This window comes from Larkinella insperata (genome assembly GCF_026248825.1).
GTDB lineage: Bacteria > Bacteroidota > Bacteroidia > Cytophagales > Spirosomataceae > Larkinella > Larkinella insperata.
In genome coordinates, this window is record NZ_CP110973.1 from 153,491 (window position 1) to 175,933 (window position 22,443).

19 protein-coding genes are annotated in these 22,443 nt (G+C 52.6%); 11 read left to right on the forward strand and 8 right to left on the reverse strand.

Going from position 1 to position 22,443, the window contains the following annotated elements; genetic code table 11:
* Nucleotides 1-124: 124 nt before the first annotated feature.
* Nucleotides 125-3,310, reverse strand: coding sequence for a TonB-dependent receptor (locus OQ371_RS00460; protein ID WP_265991615.1), 3,186 nt, complete (start codon nucleotides 3,308-3,310; stop codon nucleotides 125-127).
* 499 nt (nucleotides 3,311-3,809) lie between these two features.
* On the opposite strand from OQ371_RS00460, the gene selD reads away from it, so the two are divergent.
* Both selD and OQ371_RS00470 read left to right on the forward strand, forming a co-directional pair.
* Entirely contained in the window at nucleotides 3,810-4,844 is a 1,035-nt protein-coding gene (gene selD / locus OQ371_RS00465; protein WP_265991617.1) for a selenide, water dikinase SelD, read from the forward strand.
* Nucleotides 4,845-4,991: 147 nt separating this feature from the next.
* Nucleotides 4,992-5,762 (forward strand): alpha/beta fold hydrolase, encoded by a 771-nt coding sequence (locus tag OQ371_RS00470; RefSeq protein ID WP_265991618.1) that lies wholly within the window; start codon nucleotides 4,992-4,994, stop codon nucleotides 5,760-5,762.
* Nucleotides 5,763-5,834: 72 nt separating this feature from the next.
* Here OQ371_RS00470 and OQ371_RS00475 read toward each other — a convergent pair whose 3' ends face one another.
* Nucleotides 5,835-6,413, reverse strand: a complete 579-nt coding sequence (locus OQ371_RS00475; RefSeq protein WP_265991619.1) for a nitroreductase family protein — start codon at nucleotides 6,411-6,413, stop codon at nucleotides 5,835-5,837.
* A gap of 210 nt (nucleotides 6,414-6,623) precedes the next feature.
* Here OQ371_RS00475 and OQ371_RS00480 point away from each other — a divergent pair, with 210 nt between their 5' ends.
* The 3 genes from OQ371_RS00480 to OQ371_RS00490 all read left to right on the forward strand — a co-directional run bounded on the left by OQ371_RS00480 (nucleotide 6,624) and on the right by OQ371_RS00490 (nucleotide 9,039).
* Complete coding sequence (locus OQ371_RS00480; protein WP_265991620.1) at nucleotides 6,624-7,325, forward strand: SAM-dependent methyltransferase; 702 nt, start codon at nucleotides 6,624-6,626, stop codon at nucleotides 7,323-7,325.
* Between the two features lie 7 nt (nucleotides 7,326-7,332).
* Nucleotides 7,333-7,974 carry an MBL fold metallo-hydrolase gene (locus OQ371_RS00485; RefSeq protein ID WP_265991622.1) on the forward strand — a complete coding sequence of 214 codons (642 nt, stop codon included), beginning with the start codon at nucleotides 7,333-7,335 and terminating at the stop codon, nucleotides 7,972-7,974.
* A gap of 120 nt (nucleotides 7,975-8,094) precedes the next feature.
* Complete coding sequence (locus OQ371_RS00490; RefSeq protein ID WP_265991623.1) at nucleotides 8,095-9,039, forward strand: RNA polymerase sigma factor; 945 nt, start codon at nucleotides 8,095-8,097, stop codon at nucleotides 9,037-9,039.
* 53 nt (nucleotides 9,040-9,092) lie between these two features.
* On the opposite strand, the gene OQ371_RS00495 is transcribed toward OQ371_RS00490, so the two are convergent.
* Together OQ371_RS00495 and OQ371_RS00500 are read right to left on the reverse strand one after the other, a co-directional pair.
* Nucleotides 9,093-10,268 (reverse strand): alpha/beta hydrolase family protein, encoded by a 1,176-nt coding sequence (locus OQ371_RS00495; protein ID WP_265991624.1) that lies wholly within the window; start codon nucleotides 10,266-10,268, stop codon nucleotides 9,093-9,095.
* 284 nt (nucleotides 10,269-10,552) lie between these two features.
* The gene (locus tag OQ371_RS00500) at nucleotides 10,553-10,747 is read right to left on the reverse strand and encodes a hypothetical protein (RefSeq protein ID WP_265991626.1); all 195 of its coding nucleotides are present in this window, start codon (nucleotides 10,745-10,747) and stop codon (nucleotides 10,553-10,555) included.
* Nucleotides 10,748-10,923: 176 nt separating this feature from the next.
* Between OQ371_RS00500 and OQ371_RS00505 the strand changes: the two genes are divergently transcribed.
* Both OQ371_RS00505 and OQ371_RS00510 read left to right on the forward strand, forming a co-directional pair.
* Nucleotides 10,924-11,847: an alpha/beta fold hydrolase gene (locus OQ371_RS00505; protein WP_310586603.1), complete on the forward strand. Its 924-nt coding sequence runs from the start codon at nucleotides 10,924-10,926 to the stop codon at nucleotides 11,845-11,847.
* Nucleotides 11,848-11,849: 2 nt separating this feature from the next.
* Nucleotides 11,850-12,878, forward strand: coding sequence for a glycoside hydrolase family 130 protein (locus tag OQ371_RS00510; RefSeq protein WP_265991629.1), 1,029 nt, complete (start codon nucleotides 11,850-11,852; stop codon nucleotides 12,876-12,878).
* Here the strand turns inward: OQ371_RS00510 and OQ371_RS00515 are convergent.
* From OQ371_RS00515 to OQ371_RS00525, 3 genes are all read right to left on the reverse strand, one after another.
* Nucleotides 12,875-14,158 (reverse strand): MFS transporter, encoded by a 1,284-nt coding sequence (locus OQ371_RS00515; protein ID WP_265991630.1) that lies wholly within the window; start codon nucleotides 14,156-14,158, stop codon nucleotides 12,875-12,877. The two genes, OQ371_RS00510 and OQ371_RS00515, sit on opposite strands and share 4 nt — an antisense overlap.
* Before the next feature lie 27 nt (nucleotides 14,159-14,185).
* The gene (locus OQ371_RS00520) at nucleotides 14,186-14,767 is read right to left on the reverse strand and encodes a TetR/AcrR family transcriptional regulator (protein ID WP_265991631.1); all 582 of its coding nucleotides are present in this window, start codon (nucleotides 14,765-14,767) and stop codon (nucleotides 14,186-14,188) included.
* 93 nt (nucleotides 14,768-14,860) lie between these two features.
* Nucleotides 14,861-15,535, reverse strand: coding sequence for a DUF6624 domain-containing protein (locus OQ371_RS00525; RefSeq protein WP_265991632.1), 675 nt, complete (start codon nucleotides 15,533-15,535; stop codon nucleotides 14,861-14,863).
* A gap of 94 nt (nucleotides 15,536-15,629) precedes the next feature.
* On the opposite strand from OQ371_RS00525, the gene OQ371_RS00530 reads away from it, so the two are divergent.
* On the forward strand, nucleotides 15,630-18,635 hold the full coding sequence (locus tag OQ371_RS00530; protein ID WP_265991633.1) for a S9 family peptidase: 3,006 nt from the start codon (nucleotides 15,630-15,632) through the stop codon (nucleotides 18,633-18,635).
* A gap of 123 nt (nucleotides 18,636-18,758) precedes the next feature.
* Complete coding sequence (locus OQ371_RS00535) at nucleotides 18,759-20,030, forward strand: lactonase family protein (RefSeq protein WP_265991634.1); 1,272 nt, start codon at nucleotides 18,759-18,761, stop codon at nucleotides 20,028-20,030.
* A 78-nt stretch (nucleotides 20,031-20,108) separates the two neighbouring features.
* Here the strand turns inward: OQ371_RS00535 and OQ371_RS00540 are convergent, their stop codons facing one another.
* Nucleotides 20,109-20,405 carry a hypothetical protein gene (locus tag OQ371_RS00540; protein ID WP_265991635.1) on the reverse strand — a complete coding sequence of 99 codons (297 nt, stop codon included), beginning with the start codon at nucleotides 20,403-20,405 and terminating at the stop codon, nucleotides 20,109-20,111.
* 800 nt (nucleotides 20,406-21,205) lie between these two features.
* Between OQ371_RS00540 and OQ371_RS00545 the strand changes: the two genes are divergently transcribed.
* A complete protein-coding gene (locus tag OQ371_RS00545) occupies nucleotides 21,206-21,901 on the forward strand; it encodes a YiaD family glycine zipper/OmpA-like lipoprotein (RefSeq protein WP_265991637.1) in 696 nt (231 codons plus the stop codon).
* Nucleotides 21,902-21,977: 76 nt separating this feature from the next.
* On the forward strand, nucleotides 21,978-22,433 hold the full coding sequence (locus OQ371_RS00550; RefSeq protein ID WP_265991638.1) for a ferritin-like domain-containing protein: 456 nt from the start codon (nucleotides 21,978-21,980) through the stop codon (nucleotides 22,431-22,433).
* Nucleotides 22,434-22,443 lie beyond the last annotated feature (10 nt).

The following is a 22,443-nucleotide window of genomic DNA, read 5'->3' on the forward strand; positions in this document are numbered from 1 at the left end:
TATTGTCAGGTATGATAAAGTACAACCCGCTTGACACCGGCAAAATGATTAAATACAACCTGTTTACAGGAGCTATAACTTTTAACGAGAATCATGGCGGCAGTCTTCATCCGATTAAATACGATCAGAAACTGTACCGCAAACCCAACTGCATACGCCAGGTATTTGCGACGTCAAAGTAGTTGCGGTACGGATTGGTCGGTAATACCGTCTGCCCGTCCCGGTTGATGGTAACCATGTTGAAGCTCGGTACGCCCTGCGCCGAAACGTTCGCTACATTCAGCAGCGCATAGTTGTAAATAGAACCGCTGTTCAGCTCCTGACGAACCCCCCAATTGGAGTTCAGCAGGTTACCGGCATTAGTAATATCGAGGCTAAACTGCAGGCTGTGCCGTCTCTGCCCTACGTTGGTAAAGATATCCTGCAGCAAACGGAAGTCGAAGCGGTGATACCACGGCAGCAGGCCGGAGTTCCGCTCTACATAACTTCCTTTGGCCGCTCTCAGCTCCGGCGTATTCTGAACAAACTGGTCATAAGCTTCCCGTTGCTGCTGGGCTGTAAACCGGACCGTTCCACCGCTGACAATGTCAACAAAGTTGATTTCAGAAGAAGTGTTCGGTACATATAGCAAGTCAAGGCTAACTCCATCGCGGTTGATGTCGCCGTTGTACGTGTACGCAAACCGGCCGGCGCTCGATCCCTGATAGAACAGGGAAACCGTAGTGGCCAGGTGCTTGATGTACTCAAACCGGTATGACAGGTTACCCACCAGACGATGAGGGATGGCGTACTGCGACTGCCCCAGCAGCAGTTCGTTCGGGTCGTTGATTGAATAGTTGTTCGACCAGGCGGAGTTGGCTGCCGAACCAGGGTTGCCGGATACGTCTTGAGCCGCGGTGTAATTGTAGAAGAACGAACCGTATAACCCTCTGCGGGCGGGCAACGAAATCCCCAACGTAGCAGCCAGTGAATTTCCTTTTTTGGTATTCGCCAGTACAGGAACGATGGCACCCGTGGCCGGATTATACGTCGCATTGGCTGCACCGTTCCAAAAGTCACGGTTATCGCCGGAATAATTCAACGTTTGCGTGGCTGGTTTACGGTTGGCGTTGAACTGATAGGTGGCATTAAGATCCTTCGTGTAAATCACATCAAAGCTGGCCACCAGGGGCGTACCCGGAATTTTGTAGTCGGCACCAATATTCGTTCGCCAAACCTGCGGCATGCGGTAATCGGGATCGACCAGAGCCACGGTACCGGGAGCAGTGGCTCCGGCGGTTTTCGGGAACCGATTGGGTAACCGGTTTACCCAGTAATAGGGATCGGCATTGAAGTTGGTGATTTCCGCCAGCGTTGCCGCGTTGACCGGTTCGAAGGTATTTTGCAACACCCCGGAGTTGGTTGGCATGTTGGTGAACCACACGAACGGAATCAACCCGGTAAAGATCCCCGTTCCACCCCGCAGTTGCAGCGAACGGTTGCCAAAGACATCGTAATTAACACCGATCCGGGGCGAGAACAGCGGCCGCGATTTTGGCCAGGTCTGGGTGCTGTATGTTGTTGGGTTGCCATCCTGGTCCAGCAGATTGAGCGCGTCGATAGCCGGGTTGTTCAACGGTTTATCCAGGAAAATCGGCATATCCACCCGCAGACCGACCGTCGCATTCAGTCGGTCGTTGATGGCAATCCGATCCTGAGCATACAAACCCGCCAGACCGAATCTCACTTTTGCCCAGGTGTCATTCTGAAACGGATACGTAACACCATACACCGACGGAGCCCGGTCGTTCAGGAAATCCTCCACCGAATTAAACCGGTAGTACGACGTTCCCAACCGAACGTAGCTGTTGTCGAAATTCATGATTTCGAAGCTGGCCCCGGCCGTTACCGTATGCTTCCCGGTTTGGTACGTCACATTATCAATAAACGACAAGTTGGTGTTTTTCAAACCGTTGTTGTATGAAAACAGCTCCGTTCCAAACGACATGTAGTTCCGGCCATCTTCCCAGATATCGACAAACGGGAACAGCGCTCCCGGCGTTGAACGAAGGGATTCGATGTAGCTGTAGGTAGCCAGGAACTGGTTTGAGAGTTTAGCGGAAAAGTTACTATTCAATTCTGCCGTTACGGAACGAACAACGTTTCTCTGCACGTAATTGGCGTTCTCAAACGCAATGGATTCAGAGCTGATCCGGTTGGCGCTCGACCGCGGGTTCGGCCCCGAGTTGTTGTTGGTTCCGGCGTCGCTCGTTCCGACCACCTGGTTGTACCGGAGCGTCAGTTTGTGCTTGTTGCTGATGTTCCAGTCTAACCGGCCCAGAAATTTGGTGCTTAAGTTGGCGTATTGGTTGGCGTAATTTTCGTAAGCGCCCGGATTGTAACCGTACTTGGTGCGCAGATACGAACTGACGGCTTCCAGGTCAGCCGCCGTAGTGCGGGATACACCAGGCAGTCCGGCATTGTCACCACGATTGGCTACCCAGATGTTACCCGGATAAACGTAGTTCTCGCGTTCAAAATTGGCGAAGAAGAAGAGCTTGTTTTTGATGATGGCCCCACCCAACCGGGCCCCGTACACCTTGTTGGACGATTTCGATTGCTCGGGCAGGTCAATTCCCGCTACTTTTTTTCCGTTAAAATTCTGATCCCGGTAAAAGCCGTAAACCGACCCCGTCAGCTGGTTGGTACCGCTGCGGGTAATGGCGTTGATCCCGGCCCCCGTAAAGTTACTTTGCCGCACATCGTACGGTGCCACGTTTACCTGCACCTCTTCGATGGCATCCAGCGAAATAGGCTGTGCTTCTCCACCGGGCAGCAGGTCGTTGCTCAAACCAAAACCGTTTGAGAAAGTCGCTCCATCAATCCGGACGTTATTCAGACGCGGATCCCGGCCCGCAAAACCCGTTCCGTTGGCCTGCGGAGTAAGCCGCGTGAAATCCGTCAGACTCCGGGTAACGGTCGGTAAGGTTGTCAGTTGCTTGGCGTTGATGTTGGTCGAAGCTCCCGTCCGTTCGTTGTTCAGGATGGAGTTACTGGCAACTACCTGAATTTCGGCCAGTTGCTGAGCGCTTTCGCCTAATTTTTGATTTAATACATAAGGCTCTCCCAACACCAGCGTGATGTTTTCCACTACCTTGGGTTCAAAACCAACGAACGTAATTTCAACCGTGTAGGGCCCACCCGTCCGCATGCCCGGGATTGTAAACCGGCCAGTTGCCTGGGTAGTGGTTCCGTATACCGTTCCCGATGGAACGTGCGTTGCTTTTACCGTTGCTCCGGGCAATCCTTCGCCTTTTGAGTCGGTAATCAATCCGTTTATTGATGAATTTGTAACCTGGGCTAGAGCCTGATTGCTACTCGCAACCGCAAAAAGCAGCCCCAAAAAAATGCCTACCGCGTGAACCCACCGTAGCCTTTTGCACATAATCCAGTTTATTTGGTTAAAAATAATTTGAAGTCCTTCAGATTCCTCTGAGCTATTCATATACAAAGAAACGACATTTTTCTTTGCGGCTCAACCCCCCTTTCTTAGGAAAGTACTATAATAACAATTTTGCCGCCAAGGTTTCTACAAAAACTCCACAAATCTGTTTTTATCGTTCAATTTCCCGCCATTATTTTTTTGTTAAGAATCGATCGAACGGGCTCGCTTTTTTGCAATAATCTTACATAATATTCTATTATTCAGCTAATTACCACAACGACTCAATCATTTTCTCTCAAGCCCATTTGCGATTTTTCGAACGAATCTTTTTAACTTTAAGTAGTACATTAAGTGAAACTATTTTCGGGTTCTTACTTCTAGGGATATGATTCAACAAACGGAAATATACAAACTGGCCCAGTACCGCCGTAAGGCGGGGATCATTCAAAAAAAGGAATCGGATATCTTCCATATCCAGCCGACTTCTCTGCCCGATTTTTCTCAACAGCTGGTTGGGACAAACCAGTCCGACAACACCGTTGTGCTGGAAATCGGCCACGGCGATGCCCTCATCAGCACCACCGCCCTCTCCTCCCCCACCGTTGACGACCCGTATGAGTTCGGGCGGATCGCTTCGGCCAACGCCTTGAACAATGTGTACGCGACGGGTGGTGAACCACTGCTGGCATCGGCCATCCTGGGCTGGCCAACCGACCATATTCCCGCCGATGTGGCCAACCACGTGCTGGAAGGCAGTCGGGCGCTCTGCGCGGAAGCCGGTATTCTGCTGACGACCGGGCACCGGATTGAGAGCGCCGAACCGTTTTTCGGACTGACTGTAACGGGCAAAGTCCGGTTGAACCACCTGAAGCAAATCAACATGGCCACCGAAGGCTGTTGCCTTTATCTGACCAAACCCCTGGGCTTCGGGATTCTGACGACGGCGCTGCAAAAAGAACTCCTCCAGCCGCACGAAGCCGAAACCGCGCTGAACCAGATGGCGCTGCTCAACACCTTTGGGGCGTTTCTCGGTAAACTGCCGTACGTCAAAGCCCTTACGCATGTATCGGGGTCCGGCCTGTTGGGTCACCTGATCGAAATGGCGGAGAGCAGCGGTCTGAGCGCCGATATTGACTTCCATAAAGTGCCCGTCTTACCGGGTACGAGCGATTATCTGGCGCAGGAAAGCAGTCCGGAAGCCGCGTATTGCAACTGGGAACGCTTTAGCGAAAAGACCAATGAACTGCCCAACGACCAGCGGTTGATCCTGGCCGATCCGCAGCTCAGCGGGGGCTTGCTGATTGCGGTTGAGTCGCGAAGCGGAGCGGAGTTTGAACAGGTTGCCTTTGAACACAAATTTCACCTGAAATCTTTCGGACAACTGATTGAAAAAGGCGAAAAGGTGGTTTATGTACGGTAATCCCTCCATCGACCGCAAGGCGTAGCCGCTGTTTCGTGTTGGATGTAAGCAAGATTCCGTACTTTAGCCCCTGAACACGTTGTGAAACGATCACGGATGGACGCTGCCTGGCCGAACCGGTTCGCTTCCGTCCGTGGGTACTTTGCTATGAAGCTTTATTATCGTCAGACCGGCGAGACCGGTACTCCTATTATCATTCTGCACGGCATTTTCGGATCGTCCGACAACTGGCTGACCATCTCAAAAACTATCGCGGAGCACAATCACCGCGTCTTTCTAGTGGATCAGCGCAACCACGGGCGCTCTCCGCGCAGCGACGTTTTTGATTATGACGCCATGGCCGCCGATTTGCAGGAATTCATCACCGACCACCAGTTGGAGAAGCCGATTGTTATTGGGCACTCGATGGGCGGCAAAGCCGTCATGCAGTTCGCGATGGATTACCCCAGCCAGTACAGCCGATTGGTGATCGTTGATATTGCGCCGAAATTCTATCCCATTCACCACGCCGAGCTGATCCGGGGCCTGAAAGCGATTGACTTACAGAAAATCAAAAGCCGGAACGAAGCCGACGAAATCCTGAGCCAGTACGAACCGCTGCTCTACGTCCGCCAGTTTCTGCTCAAGAACCTGTACCGCACCGAAGCCGGACAATTCGACTGGCGGCTCAACCTGCCCGTCATCGAACAGGAGCTCCACGGAATTGGGGGTGAATTAAGCAATGTCCGGACCGTCACGGAACCGACGCTGTTTATCCGGGGGGCTAAATCGCCTTACATCAAGGACGAGGATGAGGAAGAAATCAAACGAATCTTTCCCAACAGTACTCTCGAAACCATTGAGGAAGCCGGGCACTGGGTGCAGGCCGAAAAACCGGATGAATTCGTAGCAGTTCTGATGCGTTTTTTGGATAAATGATGAATGGTCTACGATGAACGGCTTTCCGTTAGCAGGATCATACAGCGTTCATCGCAGACCGTTCATTCGTTTTTATTCCTCCACCCAGGTCAGCTTTTCTTCAATGGGTTTCCGGACGGCCGGCTTTTCGCCGGACTGGTGATACCCCATGTAGAAAAGGCCGACGCATTTCTGCGAGGGGCTAAGGTTTAAAAACTCGCCCAGGGCTTCCAGGTTACCGGGCGTGCTCCAGTAAGCCCCCACATTCATGGCCGTAGCCGTTAGCCACATGTTCTGCACGGCGCAGGATACGGCAGCCAGTTCTTCCCATTCCGGCACTTTGTCGGAATGCAACTGCATGTTGATGGCCATAACGCACGAAGCCCGCAGAATTTTGGTGCGGGTCGTTTCGTATTTCGCATCCGAGTAAAGTGCTGGCGGGGTGGTCTGGCGGTACTGCTCGCCCAGAAAATCAGCCAGTTTTACCAGACCGTTGCCCCTAAAAATGGTAAACCGCCACGGTTGGGTCAGGCGGTGCGTGGGGGCAAAATTGGCGGTTTCAACGATGGCTTCAATTACGTCGCGGGGAATTTCCTTGTCAATATACTCCGGCGGAAAAATGCTCCGGCGCGTGCGGATAATATGGTTAATTACCTCAACAGTGTTTTCCATGGGTTACTTAAAAACCGTTTTGATTGAAACTGCAAAACTAACTCAATCAACGGTATTTAGCCGCCCCGTTCAGGAAACTCTCTCGCTGATCAACCCTACGGTATGCTTTTTAACGGGATTGCCCTTTACTTTGCAGGAGTATTCTTTCCGGTTCACCAACCATTTCGTGTTGTTTGGGTTTCTAGGGTGTCCGGACCTTCTTCCGTAATAATGCCGATTCTGTTTCTGATTCCGACCGTGCTGGCCGAGCACACTGCCGACCAGGTGTTATCCCCGCAAATCCGCGAGGTCATCAGCCAGACGAAGGTTTTCTTTGTTGAGAACGTCCGCACCGCCCGGCGCTTTATCAGCAGCCTGAAAACGGGGGTGGTCATTGACGAGCTGACCTTTTACGACCTCCACAAAGACACACCCGAAACCGAAACCCAGCAACAGCTTAACATCCTGAAGCAGCAGAATCAGGACGCGGGCGTCTTGTCCGAAGCGGGCTGTCCGGGGGTGGCCGATCCGGGGGCGGTGGCGGTGCGGCTCGCCCATCAGTCGGGTTGGCAGGTCCGGCCGCTGGTGGGGCCGTCGTCAATTCTGCTGGCTTTGATGGCGTCGGGCATGAGCGGGCAGTCGTTTGCGTTTCACGGTTATCTGGCGATCGACAAACCGGCCCGGATTCAGCAAATCCGGCAACTGGAACAAGACGCCCGCAAGCGGCAACAGACCCAGATTTTTATGGAAACGCCGTACCGCAACAACCCGTTGCTGGCCGATCTGCTGACGGTTTGCCACCCCGAAACGCGCCTGTGCGTGGCCTGCAACCTGACGGCCCCCGACGAACTGGTCCGAACGCTGAGCATCCGCGAATGGAAAAGCCTAACCGTAGATCTGCACAAAAAACCAAGCCTTTTTTTACTGCTTTGAACCGCATATGACACAGATAAAGTCCTTTGTTTTTAATCCATTTTCGGAAAACACGTACGTGCTTTACGACGAAACACGTGAAGCCGTAATCATCGATCCTGGTTGCTACGAACAGCGGGAGAGAAACGCCCTGACCGGATTTATCGAGCAAAACAACCTGAAACCCGTGAAGCTGCTCAATACCCACGCCCACATTGACCACGTGCTGGGCAACGCGTTTGTAAAGCGCCACTACGGTATTGAGCTCTACCTGCACCAAAGCGATCTGCCGGTGCTGAAAGCCGTTGCGGTGCTGGCCCCCAACTACGGTATGGCGGCCTACGAAGAAGCCGAAGTTGATCATTTTCTGGAAGCCGGGCAAACCATCACGTTTGGCAATACGGAACTGGAAGTTCGTTTTGTGCCGGGTCATGCGCCGGGCCATGTGGCGTTTGTCAACCACGCCGACCGCTTCGTCATCGGTGGTGATGTGTTGTTCCGCGGTAGCATCGGACGCACGGATTTTCCCCTGTCGGATTTCGAGACACTGGCCCGCAGCATCCGGACCCAGTTTTACACCCTGCCCGATGATTACACGGTATATGCAGGTCATATGGAAACCACCACAATTGGACAGGAGAAGAAAATAAATCCATTTGTCAGACAATAACCTGCCCGGTTATTCTCCGCAACAAGTAGTTTATTGTATGACTATTTCAATATGCAGTAAAACTAATTAGGTAAAAATGTATATTTGACCAGAGAAGGTCAGTAGATAACCTTTAAGTACATGCACGTTGTGAAAGAAGTAACTATTATTCCGGACTTTTCGAGAGAGTTGTATTGGTGGCGCCGGCTTCAAAAAGGCAATATATTGGCGTTCAAAGCCTTGATCAACGGATACAGTCAGTTACTTTTTTCGTTTGGCAGTAAGCATGTCCCGGATGCCGAGCTTGTAAAAAATTGCGTTCAGGAATTGTTTCTGGATATCTGGGACGGCCGGGAAAGTTTGACCGCAACGGCTGGCATTAAAACTTATTTGTTTGGATTGCTCCGGCGAAAAATCCAGCGTTCCCTTATAGCCAGACAAGGCGCTTTGCAATCGTTGGCTGATCCCGCGCACTTTTCCGTTGAATTTACCCTGGAAGCTGGCTTAACCGAAGACGAACCGGCGCGTACGGTAGTCGACACCTTGCGGCAACTGATTGAACAACTGTCCCAACGCCAGCAGGAAGTTGTCTATCTGAAATACTTTCAGGAGTTAAACTGCGATCAGATTGCGGAAGTCGCCAGCCTTTCCTCCCCGGCGGTTTCCGAGTTGTTACAAACCGCCATCCGGCAGGTAAAATCGCAGTGGAAAGTGGTTTTTTCAGCCCAACCTACTCCGCCGAATATTGAGAAACTGCTCTGGAACGAATCGTTTCGAAAATGGGTGTTGAAACCCACGTCGGAAAGCGATGCCTTCTGGCACTGCTGGCGTATCTCGAACCCCGAACGGGTGGCCGATTTGAAACTAGCGCGTACAGTCGTGTCTGCGTTGCAGGTGCGCGACCGGCAGATGCCCACATCTGAACAACAAGTTCTGGTAACCCAGACTCTCGCCCAAATCAAGGTTCCGGTTCAACGCACCTACTCCTTTTTCTTTCGCTGGCAACCCGCAAACTGGTCAGTCTTTACCGAATTGTTGGTCAGCCTGGCCAAACGCTCCCGAAAAAACAAAGCGTCCCTGTCGTAGCTGAGGTTTCAGGACGAAAGCGGCTCATTGACAGGCAACAGCCTGGCTGGCTTTTATTTCAGCCAGCGGTCAAACCAGTCGAACGCATCGAGCTGCATGGCTTTGTCGAACTTGTGGTCGCCGTCATAATACCGTCCCGCGTACCGATCCCGCGCGCCCGCTTTCTCAAAGACTTCTTTTAAAATTTGATCAGCGGCCTTCATTTCCGGCAACGTATACAATTCATCCTGGTTGTTGTTTTGAACCATTGTCGGAAGGGGTACGCGCAGCCCCAGAATTTCCGGAAACTCAAGGTATTTGGGCAATACCGGCACATACGTCATCCAGGTGTGGGTATACGATTTGTTGAGCAAAAAGTCATCCCAGGTCGTCATAAAGCCAACGCAGACGCAACATTTGATGCGCGAATCCAGACCCGCCAAGTAAACGGTTCGCAGTCCGCCACCCGACAAGCCCCCGCAACCCACCCGCTGCGGATCGACATCTTTTCTGGCGCACAGAATCGACAGCGCAACCTGATCTTCGGACAGAAAAACGCCCGGCCACGTGGTTCCGGCGCAGAACAGCGACTTGGACATGACGTGTTCGTGATCAGAAGACCATTGATTATAAACTTCGATGTTCTCCGCTTTCTCCGGGTCCGCGTCCGACTTGTCCTTGGTGCTCAATGGGCCATTCGGTAGTCCTGCGGTGTCCTCATACAGAACCCGTCGGCTCCCAAACGCAAATGCGTCGTTCACCATGACGACATAACCCCTTTTGGCAATTTCATTGGCCCAGGCCCTGCCTTCATAATCGACAAGCTGATGCTCGGTGAGCAGCGGATGCTGATCATCCCCGGTTTTGACAATTTTCCGGTATCCGAAATATTTCTTACCCGCGTGGTCGTGGAGCGCCAATATAGCGGGCAGAGGTCCTTTGGCCTCTTTTGGTTTTAGCACCACGGCTTTTGCCGGGCTTCCGTACGGGAGTTGCCAGGTGAGTTCTTCGATGATCAACCCGTCGTATTCGAATGTTCGGTCGATCTGCACCTTGGGGGTAGGCGGTTGAGGAGGAGCGGACAAGTATTCCCGGGTTTTGCTGACGGCTTCCTTTTTCCAGCTAGCCAATTGTTCGCGTTTCCACCGGGGGTTTCGGAAGGAAAGAGAAGGCTGGCCATGAAGCGAAGCCGCCCAGGGGCCGTATGCTCCAATGATGCTCTTTTTGTCGGCGATCGTTTTAGGTGGCATCGGATTGGGATGGCTTTCGGCGCCTGCATCAACCTCCGTTAAGGACGGCAAAAAAGGGACGGTACTGGTCAGTAATGACGATTTAATGAACCTTCTGCGGGTTTGGTTGTCTTTCATTTCGGGTTATAGGATCTCGTTTTACAACCAAAGATATTCTTCCTGAAACAAAAGAAAACAGCGCATCCGGCGAATTTAGTAAAGTACCCATTTAATCCTACCGCTTCATCTAAAAAACACAAAAAGGCAGTTGGGAACTGCCTTCTAAGTTTATAAATGGGTGTGCGTTAGCCCCGATTTCCAATGGAAATATTGGTTCCCGGCTCCGTATCGTCCGCATCGGTTCCTTTGTCGGGTTCGAGCGTATCGGTTGTGTCTTCCTGCGGGTTATCCGCCGGATCCATCAGCTCCGGTTTGGTTTCCAGTCCAATGGCATCCTGGTGTCCGCTTTCGTCAATTCGTTCCGGTCGATTCGTATCCATGAGTTTGTAATGTCTTTATTGCGTAACCACGGCTTTGTTAGAATGTTTATCCGTCTATCCACGGTTTCGCCTGAACACTAGACCACCCGGAACGGTTATGTGCCTGATTGCAGAGTTTAACAAGCCGGCGGAAACCTCCGTACGGGGTCAGGCGTTATAAGAGTATGAAGTTGTTTTTGCGTGTCCTACGTTGGGCTTTTATCATTCTTGCTGTTCTGTTTGCGGGTCTGCTCACGGCGGCTCACTGGGTCGATTCGCGAGATAGTGACGCCGAAATTGCCGAAGATTTTCGCGATGCCCCGGTTCATCCCGTCGTTCACCGGTATACGGTAAACGGCCGCACCATCCGCTACATGGAGACCGAAGAAGCCGGTCAGGATACACTCCCGGTCGTGTTGTTTGTGCACGGTGCCCCGAGTTCGTCTTCTTTTTTCAGTAACTTTTTCAAGGACACAACCTTGCTCAACCGCGCCCACCTGGTGGCGGTTGACCGGCCGGGCTACGGGTACTCGGATTTTGGCCGGGTTGAAACGTCGATCATCAAACAGGCCAAGCTTTTGCAACCCCTGATTGATCGGTACCGGAAAGCGGCTTTCTTCATGATTGTGGGGTCCTCCTACGGCGGCTCGGTTTCGGCCCGGCTGGCTATGAATAACCCGGACCTGATCGATCACGTGGTTTTTGTCTCTTCGGCTCTGGGGCCGGGGCTGGAACGGACTTACCCCATCAGCTATTTTATCGATAAACCACCCCTGCGCTGGCTCATGCCGCCTTTGTTGATGCTGGCCAACGACGAAAAGCTGGCCCACCGCAAGGCGCTGACCGAGATCCTGCCCGACTGGCACAAAATCAAAGCCGCCGTGACGTTTCTGCACGGCCAGCGTGACGACCTGGTCTATCCCACGAACGTGTCTTTTGCCCGCTCGCATCTGGTCAACGCTGATTCAAAGGAGTTTCTGTTGCCCGAAAACCGCCACGATATTGTATTCAACAAGCGGGAGTACATGACCGAAATCATCGTCAATATCCTCAACGCATACGCCCACTCGAACAAACCCCAGAAAAGTCAGCCGAAGGTTTACCTGACAGCCTCCCATTAACCATGAAGAATTACCAGCTCCGCCGACTGTCCGACCAGCCCATTCTTACAGCCGCTGATGTCAAGCCCTCGCATCCGCAGTTTCAGGTGATGGGCGCCTTCAACCCCGCAGCCTGCTGGTTTGGCGACGAAGTGCTGCTGCTGCTGCGGGTAGCCGAAGCCGTGGAAGCGCAGCCGGGTAAGATTCATGTGCCGGTTGTGCAGGCCCAGGATGGCCAGTTTCAGTTGATCATTAAAAGCTTTTCCGAACCGGAAGGAGATTATGACCCGCGGGTTCTTCAGATCGACAACCAGGCTTATCTAACATCGTTGAGCCACCTGCGGCTGGCCCGGAGCAAAGACGGTATCAACTTCACGGTCGACGAAAAACCGTTTGTCTTTCCGGAGCGCACGGATGAGTCATTTGGCGTCGAAGATGCCCGGATTACTCTCCTGGATGGGAAATACTGGATTACCTACACGGCGGTTTCGGAAAACGGTCCGGGTGTGGGGCTGGCCGTTACAACGGATTTTGTGACGCTGGAACGGAAAGGCATGATTATTCCGCCCCCCAACAAAGACGCCAGTTTGTTTCCGCAGAAAATCAACGGTTATTATTACATGCTCCACCGGCCAATGGTTAGCGACATTGGAAAGCCGTCGGTCTGGCTGGCCCGCTCGCCCGACGGTATTCACTGGGGCGACAACCAGTTTGTGTTCGGAGCCGCCGGTTCGGAGTGGGAGTACCTGAAAATTGGCGCCGGACCCGAACCCATTCTGACGGACGAAGGCTGGCTGGTCTGCTACCACGGCGCGAGCGTCGGTCACGAGTATTCGCTGGCGCTGGCCCTGCTCGACCGCGACGATCCGAGCCGCGTTCTCGACCGCTCAACCGTTCCGCTTCTGGAACCGGAGCTGGAATGGGAACGGGTCGGTTTTTTCCCCAACGTCGTTTTCTCCAACGGCTGGGTCAAAATGCCGGATGGCCGGATTCTGGTTTACTACGGAGCTGCGGATTACTGCGTGGGCGTCGCCGAACTGGTCACGGTTTAGCGCGTTGGCACCGTCTGACCGCCCGTTCCTGAGGCTTCTTTCGCGGCCTCAGCCGCCTGTTTTCTAACGACGTATTGATTGATGCTGTACATCATCAGGATTGTGACCAGCATGGTAGCCGCGACGATGTACCCCAACCAGTCATACCCCTCCAGTTTCCCGCTGGCCGACTGCACCACAATCAGGCTGGCCACCACGGAGGCCACCCCGCCCGAAATCTGTTGTACCGACGAATTGATGCCCATGTAGGCCCCCCGGTCCTGTGGGTCCGGAACCGCCGAAACTAGTGCTCCCGACGACACCATCCGGGCCGAAATACCGGCAAATAGCAACACGTTTATGGCCATGATCTGCCAGAGCGGTGTGACCCCGAGATTGCAATACGCAATGGTTACGAGCATACCCCAGATGGAAGCGTAGAGAAACAGCGGGAACTTGCCAATTTTGTCGCTGAGTTTGCCCGCCAACGGTCCGATGATGATGGCAGAAACCCCGGTGACCATGTAAATCAGCGGCAGATCAGCCTGCGAAATTCCAAGATTATAAATGGCAAAGGCGCTTCCGAACGGCATCATCATAAAGCCGCCCGTAGCCAGCAGCGTCGTACTGGCAAAACCCCGGAGGTAGCTCGGCCGCGAAACCGTGTGGAGCAAATGCTGAAACGGGTTGCGGTCCGATTTGATTTTCAGGTGGGCATTAACCGGCTTCATGTACACCGCAATGGCAATGCCGACCAGTACGCTGACGCCCACAATCAGCAGAAACGGCGCGTGCCAGCCCAGGTTGTTGGCCAGGTACAAGCCCAGCGGAATGCCCAGCACCTGGCTGGCCGCAAAAGCCGTCTGGATAACGCCCATCACCCGGCCGCGCACCTGCCACGCAAACAGATCGGTAACAATGGCAAACGCGATGGACCCGATAACCCCGCCGAAAAGTCCGGTAATGATCCGGGCGACCAGCAGAAACGGATAGTCGGGGGCAATGCCGCAAAGCAGCGTCCCGATAACGAAACCGCTGTAGAAGAACAACAGCAGATTTTTGCGGTCGTAGCGGTCGGCAAATCCAGCCGTCAGCAACCCCGCTGTCCCGGCGCTGAAGGCGTAGGCCGAGACCACCCACCCGAACTGCGTGGTGGTGATGTTCAGTTCAGACAACAGTTGAGCGCCCAGGGGCGAAAGCACCATAAAATCCAGAATGACCGTAAACTGGATGAAAGCCAGCATCCCAATGATGCCTTTTTCGTAGGTTGTAAAAGCGGTTTTTGGTTCAGCGGTTTGCATGTTCAGGGTATTTGTTATAGGGTGTTATCAGGGCTTCAATGCTTTCAAAACCAGCCTTAGAGTGTCATCCAGCAGTTTCTCATTCAACTCAAACTTCCCCCAGCTTGGCGACTGATGAAACTTAATCAGTTGGTAAATAGGGGCGTAAGCGATTGACCAGTAGACTTCAATCGGTAACTTGACCAGCTCTTTGCGCTCGATGGCGTTTGTTACGAAAACCTTCATCACGGCCGAAAACGGATTCTTTGCCTCGCCCTGGAATTTCTCGTGGAAAGGCGAATGCCGCATTTGCTCCATGAAATGCATTCGAAGCGGGTATTTCAGACAATACTTAACCCGGTTGACCCATTGAATGCGCAACCCTTCTTCAAAGTGCATCTCCGGGTCAAAACCTTTCAGGGTCTCGGTACTCATAAGCTGCATTTCTTCGAAGTAAATTTGCCGGATCAGGTCTTCGCGGTCTTTGAAGTAGATATAGATTGTAGCCGGTGATACGCCCGCAGCCTTCGCCAGTTTCTGCATACTCAGGCCATCAAAGCCCTCCCGCACGATCATTTCAATCGCCTTTTCCCGGATGGCCAGTTCCTTTGCTTCGTCCCGTAATCGCATAACGAATCAAAAATAAACGAACGTTCTTTTATTAAATAATCAGATGGATTAATTTTACGTTAAAAGCGCGACTCGGAATTTTCAATCAACCAACTACCTTCCCAACCGATAGCGCCGTTCAATTTCTTCCATAGTCAGCGCTTTGTATTCTACTCCCAGCCGTTTGGCGTTTTCCTCGACGGTTTGCGTAAAGCCGGCTTCCTTCCGGCGCTTATTCACGGTGGCCGGGCTTTCGATGGGCCAGATAAAACATTCCTGCTTGCCTTGATCGGCTTTCAGGGGATAACAGGTGGCCTGTGTGCCGTAGATTTGCGGTTTGCGCTGCTCCATCAACAGACGGTCTTGCATCATAGCCACCAGCGACATCGGCAGCTCACCCGCCTGACCGGCTTTTTCGATGAGTGGGAAATAGTCAGAAATCTCCGGCGAGTGCTGGATGACGTACCAGGCGGCAACGTTTGTGGGTTTACCGACCAGCGTACTCCCCGGATACCCGTGCGTTTTGATGATGTCCTTCACGCGAATCAGGTTAAGACTATCGATCCGGTTCTGGAGTTCCCAGAGCTTGCCGGATAGGTTTTCCTTGATCTGAAGAGCCGCCATCAGACTATCAGCCAGTTTCCGATTTTTGGGGTACTCCGCAAAGTAGGCCCGGTATTGTTGGTCCAGTACGTACATGCTGTCCAGTTCCCGCTTCAGCGAAGCGTTAATCTGACCAAAGCCCAGCAACGGGCACGCCCAAAAGACACTCAATATAATCTGTTTCATGCGGGATGTAATGTTTTACGGCATTCTACGCATTATACCCTACAAAAACTAACGCGAATTTTGTAAATTAGTCAGTTGTTAACCCAGTTACCCTATGCGTCAACGTGCTTTAAATTGCTTTATCCTTTTTCTTTCCTTTTCAACCTTTATCAATTCCCAGGCTCAGAAACGTCCGCTGACCCACGCCGATTACGACCGCTGGCAAAGTATACGCGCCGAAAAACATTCCAACAACGGCCAGTGGCTCTATTACCAGATTGATCCGCAGGAAGGCGACGGCCAACTGGAGCTGATCCGGGTAAGTCCGGATACGGAGTCTCAGACGGCCCAACTCGTTGAGGCCAAGGCCGGAGGACCCAATGTACCGCCAGAGCGCCGGTCGGCTTCGTTTAGTGCATCAACGCCGGCTCTCAACGCCCGAAAGCTGATTCGTCGGTACGTATTTCCGCGCGGTTATCTGGCGCAATTCACGCCCGACAGCCGGTTTCTGGTTATGCGCCTGAAAGCCCCGTACCGATTGGTGCGGGAAGCCAAGAAGAAAAAGGTGAAAGCCGATCAACTGCCCAAAGACAGCCTGCTGGTGTTTAACCTCGAAACCGGCAACCGCATCAGTTTTGCCAACGTAAAAGCGTACGTCGTTCCGAAAGAAAAGGGGGACTGGACGGCCATCTTGCTGGAACATCCGGAAGAAAAGGGCGTCAAAAAAGACTCATCGGCAACCAAAGCAGCCAGCCGAACCCGGGCGTCGGTTTCGACCAAAAAGCCAAAGGGCGACGATTTGATTCTTTTAAACCATGAAACCGGCCTGACGCACTCCTTCCGCTACGTAACCTACGCGACGGTTTCCGACAACGGCCAGACAATTTTTTACACCAAAGACGCCGTCAACGATACACTGAAAAAAGCCGGGGTCTTTGCCTTCGACACCGGCAAACAGCAGGAAATGCTCATCGATACCAGCTCGAAGCGCAAACTTTACAAGGGGCTGGCCGTCGACAAAACCGGTTCGCAACTGGCCTGGCTGGCCACGGCCGACAGCGCCGACGCCGACGTTCGGGCTTATGCGCTGTACTACAAACGACTGATTCCGGCTCCGGTTCAGAAATCCCGCAAACGCAACGCCCCGGTGGTGTTCTCCGGCTTAAGCGGTCAAACCGTTGTGCTGGCCGACACCCTCACGAAAGCTTATCCGAAAGGCTGGAACGTCAACGAATACCGCACCCCGAGCTTCTCGGAAGACGGCAAACGGCTTTACTTCGCCACCTCCATCCTGCCGCCCAAGCCCATCAAAGACTCCACGCAACTGGACGAAGAACGGGTCAAGGTCGATATCTGGAGCTGGAACGACCCGATCATTCAGCCCATGCAACTCCGGCAGTTGAAGCAGGAAAAAGAGCGGGGTTTTCTGGCGGTTTGCGATCTGGCCACGGGGGGCATTACGCAACTGGGCAACCGGGAAATCCCGAATGTTCAGATTGATGCCAAAGCGGATCATCCGTACTGGTTGGGATTAAGCAATTTGCCGTACCAGATCAACAGCATGTGGGACCCCGGACAAGTTGATCTGTACCTGATCAACGCCCGGACCGGCCAGAAAAATCGGATTGCCAACGACGTCCGGGTGTCGTACGCGCAGTTGTCGCCGGGCGGAAAATACGCCTGGTGGTACGATGAGCGGGATTCGCTCTGGCGGGCGTGGTCGATTGCCGAAAGCAAACGCATTGATCTGACGCGCGGCATTGCGGCCCGGTTTTTTGACGAAGAACACGACACCCCCGACCTGCCGGGTAGTTACGGAGCCGCTGGCTGGACCAAGGATGACCGCTATGTGCTGATTTACGACCGTTTCGACCTGTGGCGCATTGATCCAACGGGGCAGGAAAAAGCCGTTAACCTGACGGCGGGCTACGGCCGTAAAAACCGCATCCGGCTCCGGCGCGTCAATTTTGATCCGGACGAAAAATACGTCAATCTAACGGGCGACCTCTGGTTGACGGGTTTCTGGGAAAAAGACAAATCGACCGGGATTCTCCGGAAATCAATCGCTGATCCGGCGGCTGAACCGGTGGTGCTGACGCAGGGCGCTTACCGTTTCGCCAGCCTGACGAAAGCCAAAAACGCCCCGACGCTGACGTTCCACAAGGGCAATTTCCGCGAACCCATCAACCTGTACCTGACCGACACGACCTTCATGAAGCCGCAGCAACTGACGCGCATCAATCCGCAGCAGGACAGCATTCGCTGGGGCAACGTGGAGCTGGTCAACTGGATCGGCAACAACGGGGTACGGCTGGAAGGGCTGCTCTACAAACCCGAGGATTTCGACCCGAAGAAAAAATACCCGATGCTGGTGTATTACTACGAACGCAACGCCGAAACGCTGAACGATTACAAGGCCCCGGCGCCCAGTCGATCAACGATCAACATGTCGTACTGCGTATCGAACGGCTACCTGGTTTTTGTGCCCGACATTGTGTATACAACCGGGATGCCGGGACAAAACGCCTATGACTGCATCGTGCCGGGGGTATTGAGCCTGATTGAAAAAGGATTCGTGGACCGCGACCGCATCGGGTTGCAGGGACAAAGCTGGGGAGGCTATCAGACGGCTTTTCTGGTTACTAAAACCAACCTGTTCAAAGCGGCTATGGCGGGTGCCCCCGTGGCCAACATGACCAGCGCCTACGGCGGTATCCGGTGGGGTACGGGCATGAGCCGGATGTTTCAGTACGAAAAAACGCAGAGCCGCATAGGGGGGACCCTCTGGGACAAACCGATGAATTACATCGAAAGCTCCCCGCTTTTCTATGCCAACCGCATTCAGACGCCGTTGCTACTGATGGCCAACGATCAGGATGGGGCCGTGCCCTGGTACCAGAGCATTGAGTTTTACTCCGCCCTGCGCCGGCTCAGCAAACCGGCCTGGCTGCTGGTGTACAACGGCGAAGATCACAACCTGACCCAGCGTCACAACGCCAAGGACCTCAGCGTTCGGATGTATCAGTTCTTCGATTATTATCTGAAAGACACCCCGGAACCCGCCTGGATGAAGCAGGGCCGGTCGGCGGTGGAAAAAGAATTGGGAATCATGAAGTATTAAAACAGGTTTCCGGGCTCCGATTTCGGCATTTTCAGAAGCGTCGAAATCGGAGGCTCGTTTATGAAAATTGCGGCATTCGTTTATATTTGTATAACCTCTACGCTTTAACCTTCTACGAACAGCATGAAAAAACAGAGTTTGGTTGCGCTTGCCACCTTATTAACATCGGGCGTTTTTGCCCAGCAGGAACCTATCCAGTTTACCGCCAAAGGAATTGTGGCCCTGTCGGATGCCGACATGTCCGCTTCAGCTTTGGCTGACGGTAACTTGTATAAAAGTAAAACCAACCGGGATGTTCTGACGGTTATCAAATTCCCGCTCGACCGCAGCGGGCAGAACATGGTGACGGCTCCGATTTCCAACTCATCGGCCCTCTACGACAAAGCCGCCGTTGTAACACCGAACGGACGGTTTGCCTTCGTGCTGGAAGGACGCGGACCGTTGGGAGATAGTGTGTCTACGCTGAAAGATGGAGTGAAAGGCCTGCCCGCAGCAGCCCGGATGTTTATTGTTGACCTGGCTCCGGCCAAGCCCTCGGCAAAAGTAGTGAGCGTTGGAAACCTGCCAACAGCCATTACCATCAATCCGCAGGGCAATACGCTGGCCGTTGCGTCGGGTGATGCGGGCAAAGAAATGCGGCTGGTTGAAATTGATAATACGGGTACCCCTAAACGCGTGATCACCGCACCTTCGCCGGTACCGAACGCCCGGATTACGGACCTGGTCTGGAGTCCGGCCGGTGACTTCATTGCCTACGTCATTGAAGATACGCAGGAAGTGGGCCTGATGAAATACTCGCTCGATGCCGCCAAAAAGCCTAATATCATACCGCACGGCAAGCCCATCAAAGTGGGCGGTCTGCCGGCAACCGGACGATTTTCTCCCGACGGCAAATTCTTTATCGTATCCGATATCAAGAAAAGCGCTAATGCGCAGGGCGCGGGCAAGGGCGAACTATTCGTCGTTCAGTTCAGCACCGAAGACACGCCCGGCGAGCATAAGGTGGTCTCGCAATTGGCTGCCGGTGAGAGCGGAGAAGCCCTCACAATCAGTCCGGATGGCTCAATGGTGATTGTCGCCAATGCGGGTCAATCGTATCAGCCTTTCGGTAACGCGGGTGCCGGGAAAAGTTCGCTGTCCGTTTATGCCCTCGACAAAGAAGGGAAGCTAAATCTGGCCAATGAATATCCGTTTGAGGGAATCATGCCGCAGAGCATCGAATTCGACAAGAGCGGTAACGCCATTGCCGTAGCCGTCTCGGAATACCTCGATTACGGAGATCGGACCGGCGCCATCGAGTTCTGGAAAGTAACCAAAGGCGATAAACCGTCGCTGAAAAAAATGGCCGGCAAAATCAGCGTCCCCCGCGGCTGCCATACCGTACGGGTTTATTAAGTGAAGAGTCAGGCGTGAAGAATGAAGAGTTGGCTGACGCATTTAACTCTTCATTCTTCACGCCTAATTCCTAACTCCTTATGTTCTTTCCCAGCGGAACTGCTTTTTAACTTTCTTTTTGCCGTCGCCTTTCTCGCGCTTGGAGCCTTTTCGATCGCTGGCCATGGAAGCCGATGCCCCCTTCCCTCCTTTCCGGTTCGATAGCCACCAGCCCGGGCCGTGCATGGTTCCAAAGAATGTTCCCCGGTAGGTTCGTCCCCCGTGCTGATGCTCCTTTTTGACATGGCAGCTTTTGATGGGACAATTCGATGCCATACAGCCCATCATCAGCCAGCTAATGAGAGCGCTCACCCACAACCCATGATTCTTTCTCATGGAGCTAATTTAAAAGCAAAAGGGATGAAAATGAAAAAGTCTTATCCTTTCCCATTTTCATCCCTCCTGTTTGTAGGGGTGTTTACCTATCTACCAAAAGCTAATTCATACCCAGCATTTACCAGATATTCCGCCACGCGGGGCCGTACTACCCAGTAAACGCCATTGTCACCGCGGACAATCCAGTTGTCGCTGCCTTTTACATAGCGATTATTCGCACAGTCAATGGCCTGCATCAACGTTTTGAATTCGGACTGCCTTGCTTCCCGCAGCATTTCAGCGAGACGGGGAAAGGCTAAACTCCGACGTAATCGAAGTGAAATGATTGAATCTCGAGAGTACATACACGTAGAATAACAGTACAAATTACGATTAATCCAGTGCAGAAATCAAGCCAAACATTGCCTGATCATTAACCGTTAAGTAAAATAAGGCAATATTAATTAAAAAATTTAAATCCCAGATTACCATTTACTAACATTTTTTAAGTACAAGTACTCAGTTAGCAACTAACAGAACTAAATATCACTATTCTAACAAATACGGCCTGTTTCTGTGGAAATAATTCTACAAATTCAGTATCGGGTTCCCCTATGAACATTGATAAATTATTTATTCTGCAGCGGTAAAAATACCACCTAATAGTCCACAATTAACTGAGAATTAACAGAATATCAACTTTAAGTTATCTGATTATACAGCACTAAAAGTTAGTGGTACACCTTTTGGGATTACAGGTTACAAACCAATATTAAACTAGTGTTATGATGAGACACAGCCAATCTTTTGGACTTATCAGGATGCGAACAGTAGCCTTTGTTGTAGCCGGTAGTCTACTGCTGACCGAAACAATGACGGGATGTAAAGCAATCAGAGAGAAAACCAATAAAACTCAACGGGGAGCCATCATTGGCGCTGGTGCTGGTGCTGTAGCGGGCGGGTTGATCGGCCGCAAATCCGGAAACACGGCCATTGGCGCCATTTTAGGGGCAACCGTCGGTGGAGCCGGTGGCGCTCTGATCGGTCGGCGCATGGATAAACAGGCCGAAGAATTACGGCGGGGTCTGGAAAACGCGCGGGTTGAACGGGTAGGCGAAGGCATTAAAATCACCTTCGATTCCGATTTTCTGTTTGACGTCGATCAGGCTGACCTGAAAAGCGGCAACCGCGACAATCTTGCTAAATTGGCGGAAACGCTGAAAAAATACGAAGATACGGAAGTGTTAATTGAGGGCCATGCGGATAACACCGGGTCGGATGAACACAACCAGAAACTGTCGGAACGCCGGGCTAAAACCGTGGCTAAATTGATTCAGTCGCAAGGCATCAAAGGCAGCCGGTTAACTGAAAAAGGTTACGGCGAAAGCCAACCCGTCGCGGATAACAGCACGGTATCAGGCCGTCAGCAAAACCGTCGGGTTGAGGTTGCTATCTACGCCAACGAAAAACTGCGGAAAGCAGCTGAGCGGGGCACCATTGGAAATATCAACACGTAATTACTGAACGGGAAAACACTCTTCCCGCTTCAGGGTTATTGATTATGAGGTTTTCACTTGGACATTTAAAAACGTTATGGAAGTAGGAAAAATCAATGGCGAAATTCTGGATCGCCTGAATACACTGTTGACACGCACCCGCGATGGAGAAAGGGGCTATCAGGAAGCCGCTGAGAATGTTAAGGATACGGAACTGAAAAGCCTTTTTCTGGCTCAATCACGGCAGCGGGGTGAATTTGCCATGGAAATCGACCGCGAAGTCCGGACACTAGGTGGCGACCCCGAAACCACCACCAGTCTGGCCGCCGATCTGCACCGCGCCTGGATCAATATCAAATCAACCATTACCGGCCACAGCGACAAAGCAATTGTGGAAGAGTGTAAACGGGGGGATGGTCAGGCGCTGGATGACTACCAGGAAATCCTGAAAAATACGAGTCTGATTGCCAGCACCCGCGAGTTGTTGCTCCGCCAGAAAGAGCGGATCGAGTCAGCCCATGCATCAATGGCACGGCTGGCCGACGTCGTCTGATTTCGGTGTA

What these genes read in the sequence shown, in the direction of transcription:
- OQ371_RS00515 (WP_265991630.1), bottom strand. Translation starts at nt 14,158, where the DNA reads ATGCAAACCGCTGAACCAAAAACCGCTTTTACAACCTACGAAAAAGGC.
- OQ371_RS00495 (WP_265991624.1), bottom strand. Translation starts at nt 10,268, where the DNA reads ATGCCACCTAAAACGATCGCCGACAAAAAGAGCATCATTGGAGCATAC.
- OQ371_RS00540 (WP_265991635.1), bottom strand. Translation starts at nt 20,405, where the DNA reads ATGAGAAAGAATCATGGGTTGTGGGTGAGCGCTCTCATTAGCTGGCTG.
- OQ371_RS00530 (WP_265991633.1), top strand. Translation starts at nt 15,630, where the DNA reads ATGCGTCAACGTGCTTTAAATTGCTTTATCCTTTTTCTTTCCTTTTCA.
- OQ371_RS00510 (WP_265991629.1), top strand. Translation starts at nt 11,850, where the DNA reads ATGAAGAATTACCAGCTCCGCCGACTGTCCGACCAGCCCATTCTTACA.
- selD (WP_265991617.1), top strand. Translation starts at nt 3,810, where the DNA reads ATGATTCAACAAACGGAAATATACAAACTGGCCCAGTACCGCCGTAAG.
- OQ371_RS00470 (WP_265991618.1), top strand. Translation starts at nt 4,992, where the DNA reads ATGAAGCTTTATTATCGTCAGACCGGCGAGACCGGTACTCCTATTATC.
- OQ371_RS00490 (WP_265991623.1), top strand. Translation starts at nt 8,095, where the DNA reads ATGCACGTTGTGAAAGAAGTAACTATTATTCCGGACTTTTCGAGAGAG.
- OQ371_RS00550 (WP_265991638.1), top strand. Translation starts at nt 21,978, where the DNA reads ATGGAAGTAGGAAAAATCAATGGCGAAATTCTGGATCGCCTGAATACA.
- OQ371_RS00485 (WP_265991622.1), top strand. Translation starts at nt 7,333, where the DNA reads ATGACACAGATAAAGTCCTTTGTTTTTAATCCATTTTCGGAAAACACG.
- OQ371_RS00520 (WP_265991631.1), bottom strand. Translation starts at nt 14,767, where the DNA reads ATGCGATTACGGGACGAAGCAAAGGAACTGGCCATCCGGGAAAAGGCG.
- OQ371_RS00480 (WP_265991620.1), top strand. Translation starts at nt 6,624, where the DNA reads ATGCCGATTCTGTTTCTGATTCCGACCGTGCTGGCCGAGCACACTGCC.
- OQ371_RS00475 (WP_265991619.1), bottom strand. Translation starts at nt 6,413, where the DNA reads ATGGAAAACACTGTTGAGGTAATTAACCATATTATCCGCACGCGCCGG.
- OQ371_RS00500 (WP_265991626.1), bottom strand. Translation starts at nt 10,747, where the DNA reads ATGGATACGAATCGACCGGAACGAATTGACGAAAGCGGACACCAGGAT.
- OQ371_RS00525 (WP_265991632.1), bottom strand. Translation starts at nt 15,535, where the DNA reads ATGAAACAGATTATATTGAGTGTCTTTTGGGCGTGCCCGTTGCTGGGC.
- OQ371_RS00535 (WP_265991634.1), top strand. Translation starts at nt 18,759, where the DNA reads ATGAAAAAACAGAGTTTGGTTGCGCTTGCCACCTTATTAACATCGGGC.
- OQ371_RS00545 (WP_265991637.1), top strand. Translation starts at nt 21,206, where the DNA reads ATGCGAACAGTAGCCTTTGTTGTAGCCGGTAGTCTACTGCTGACCGAA.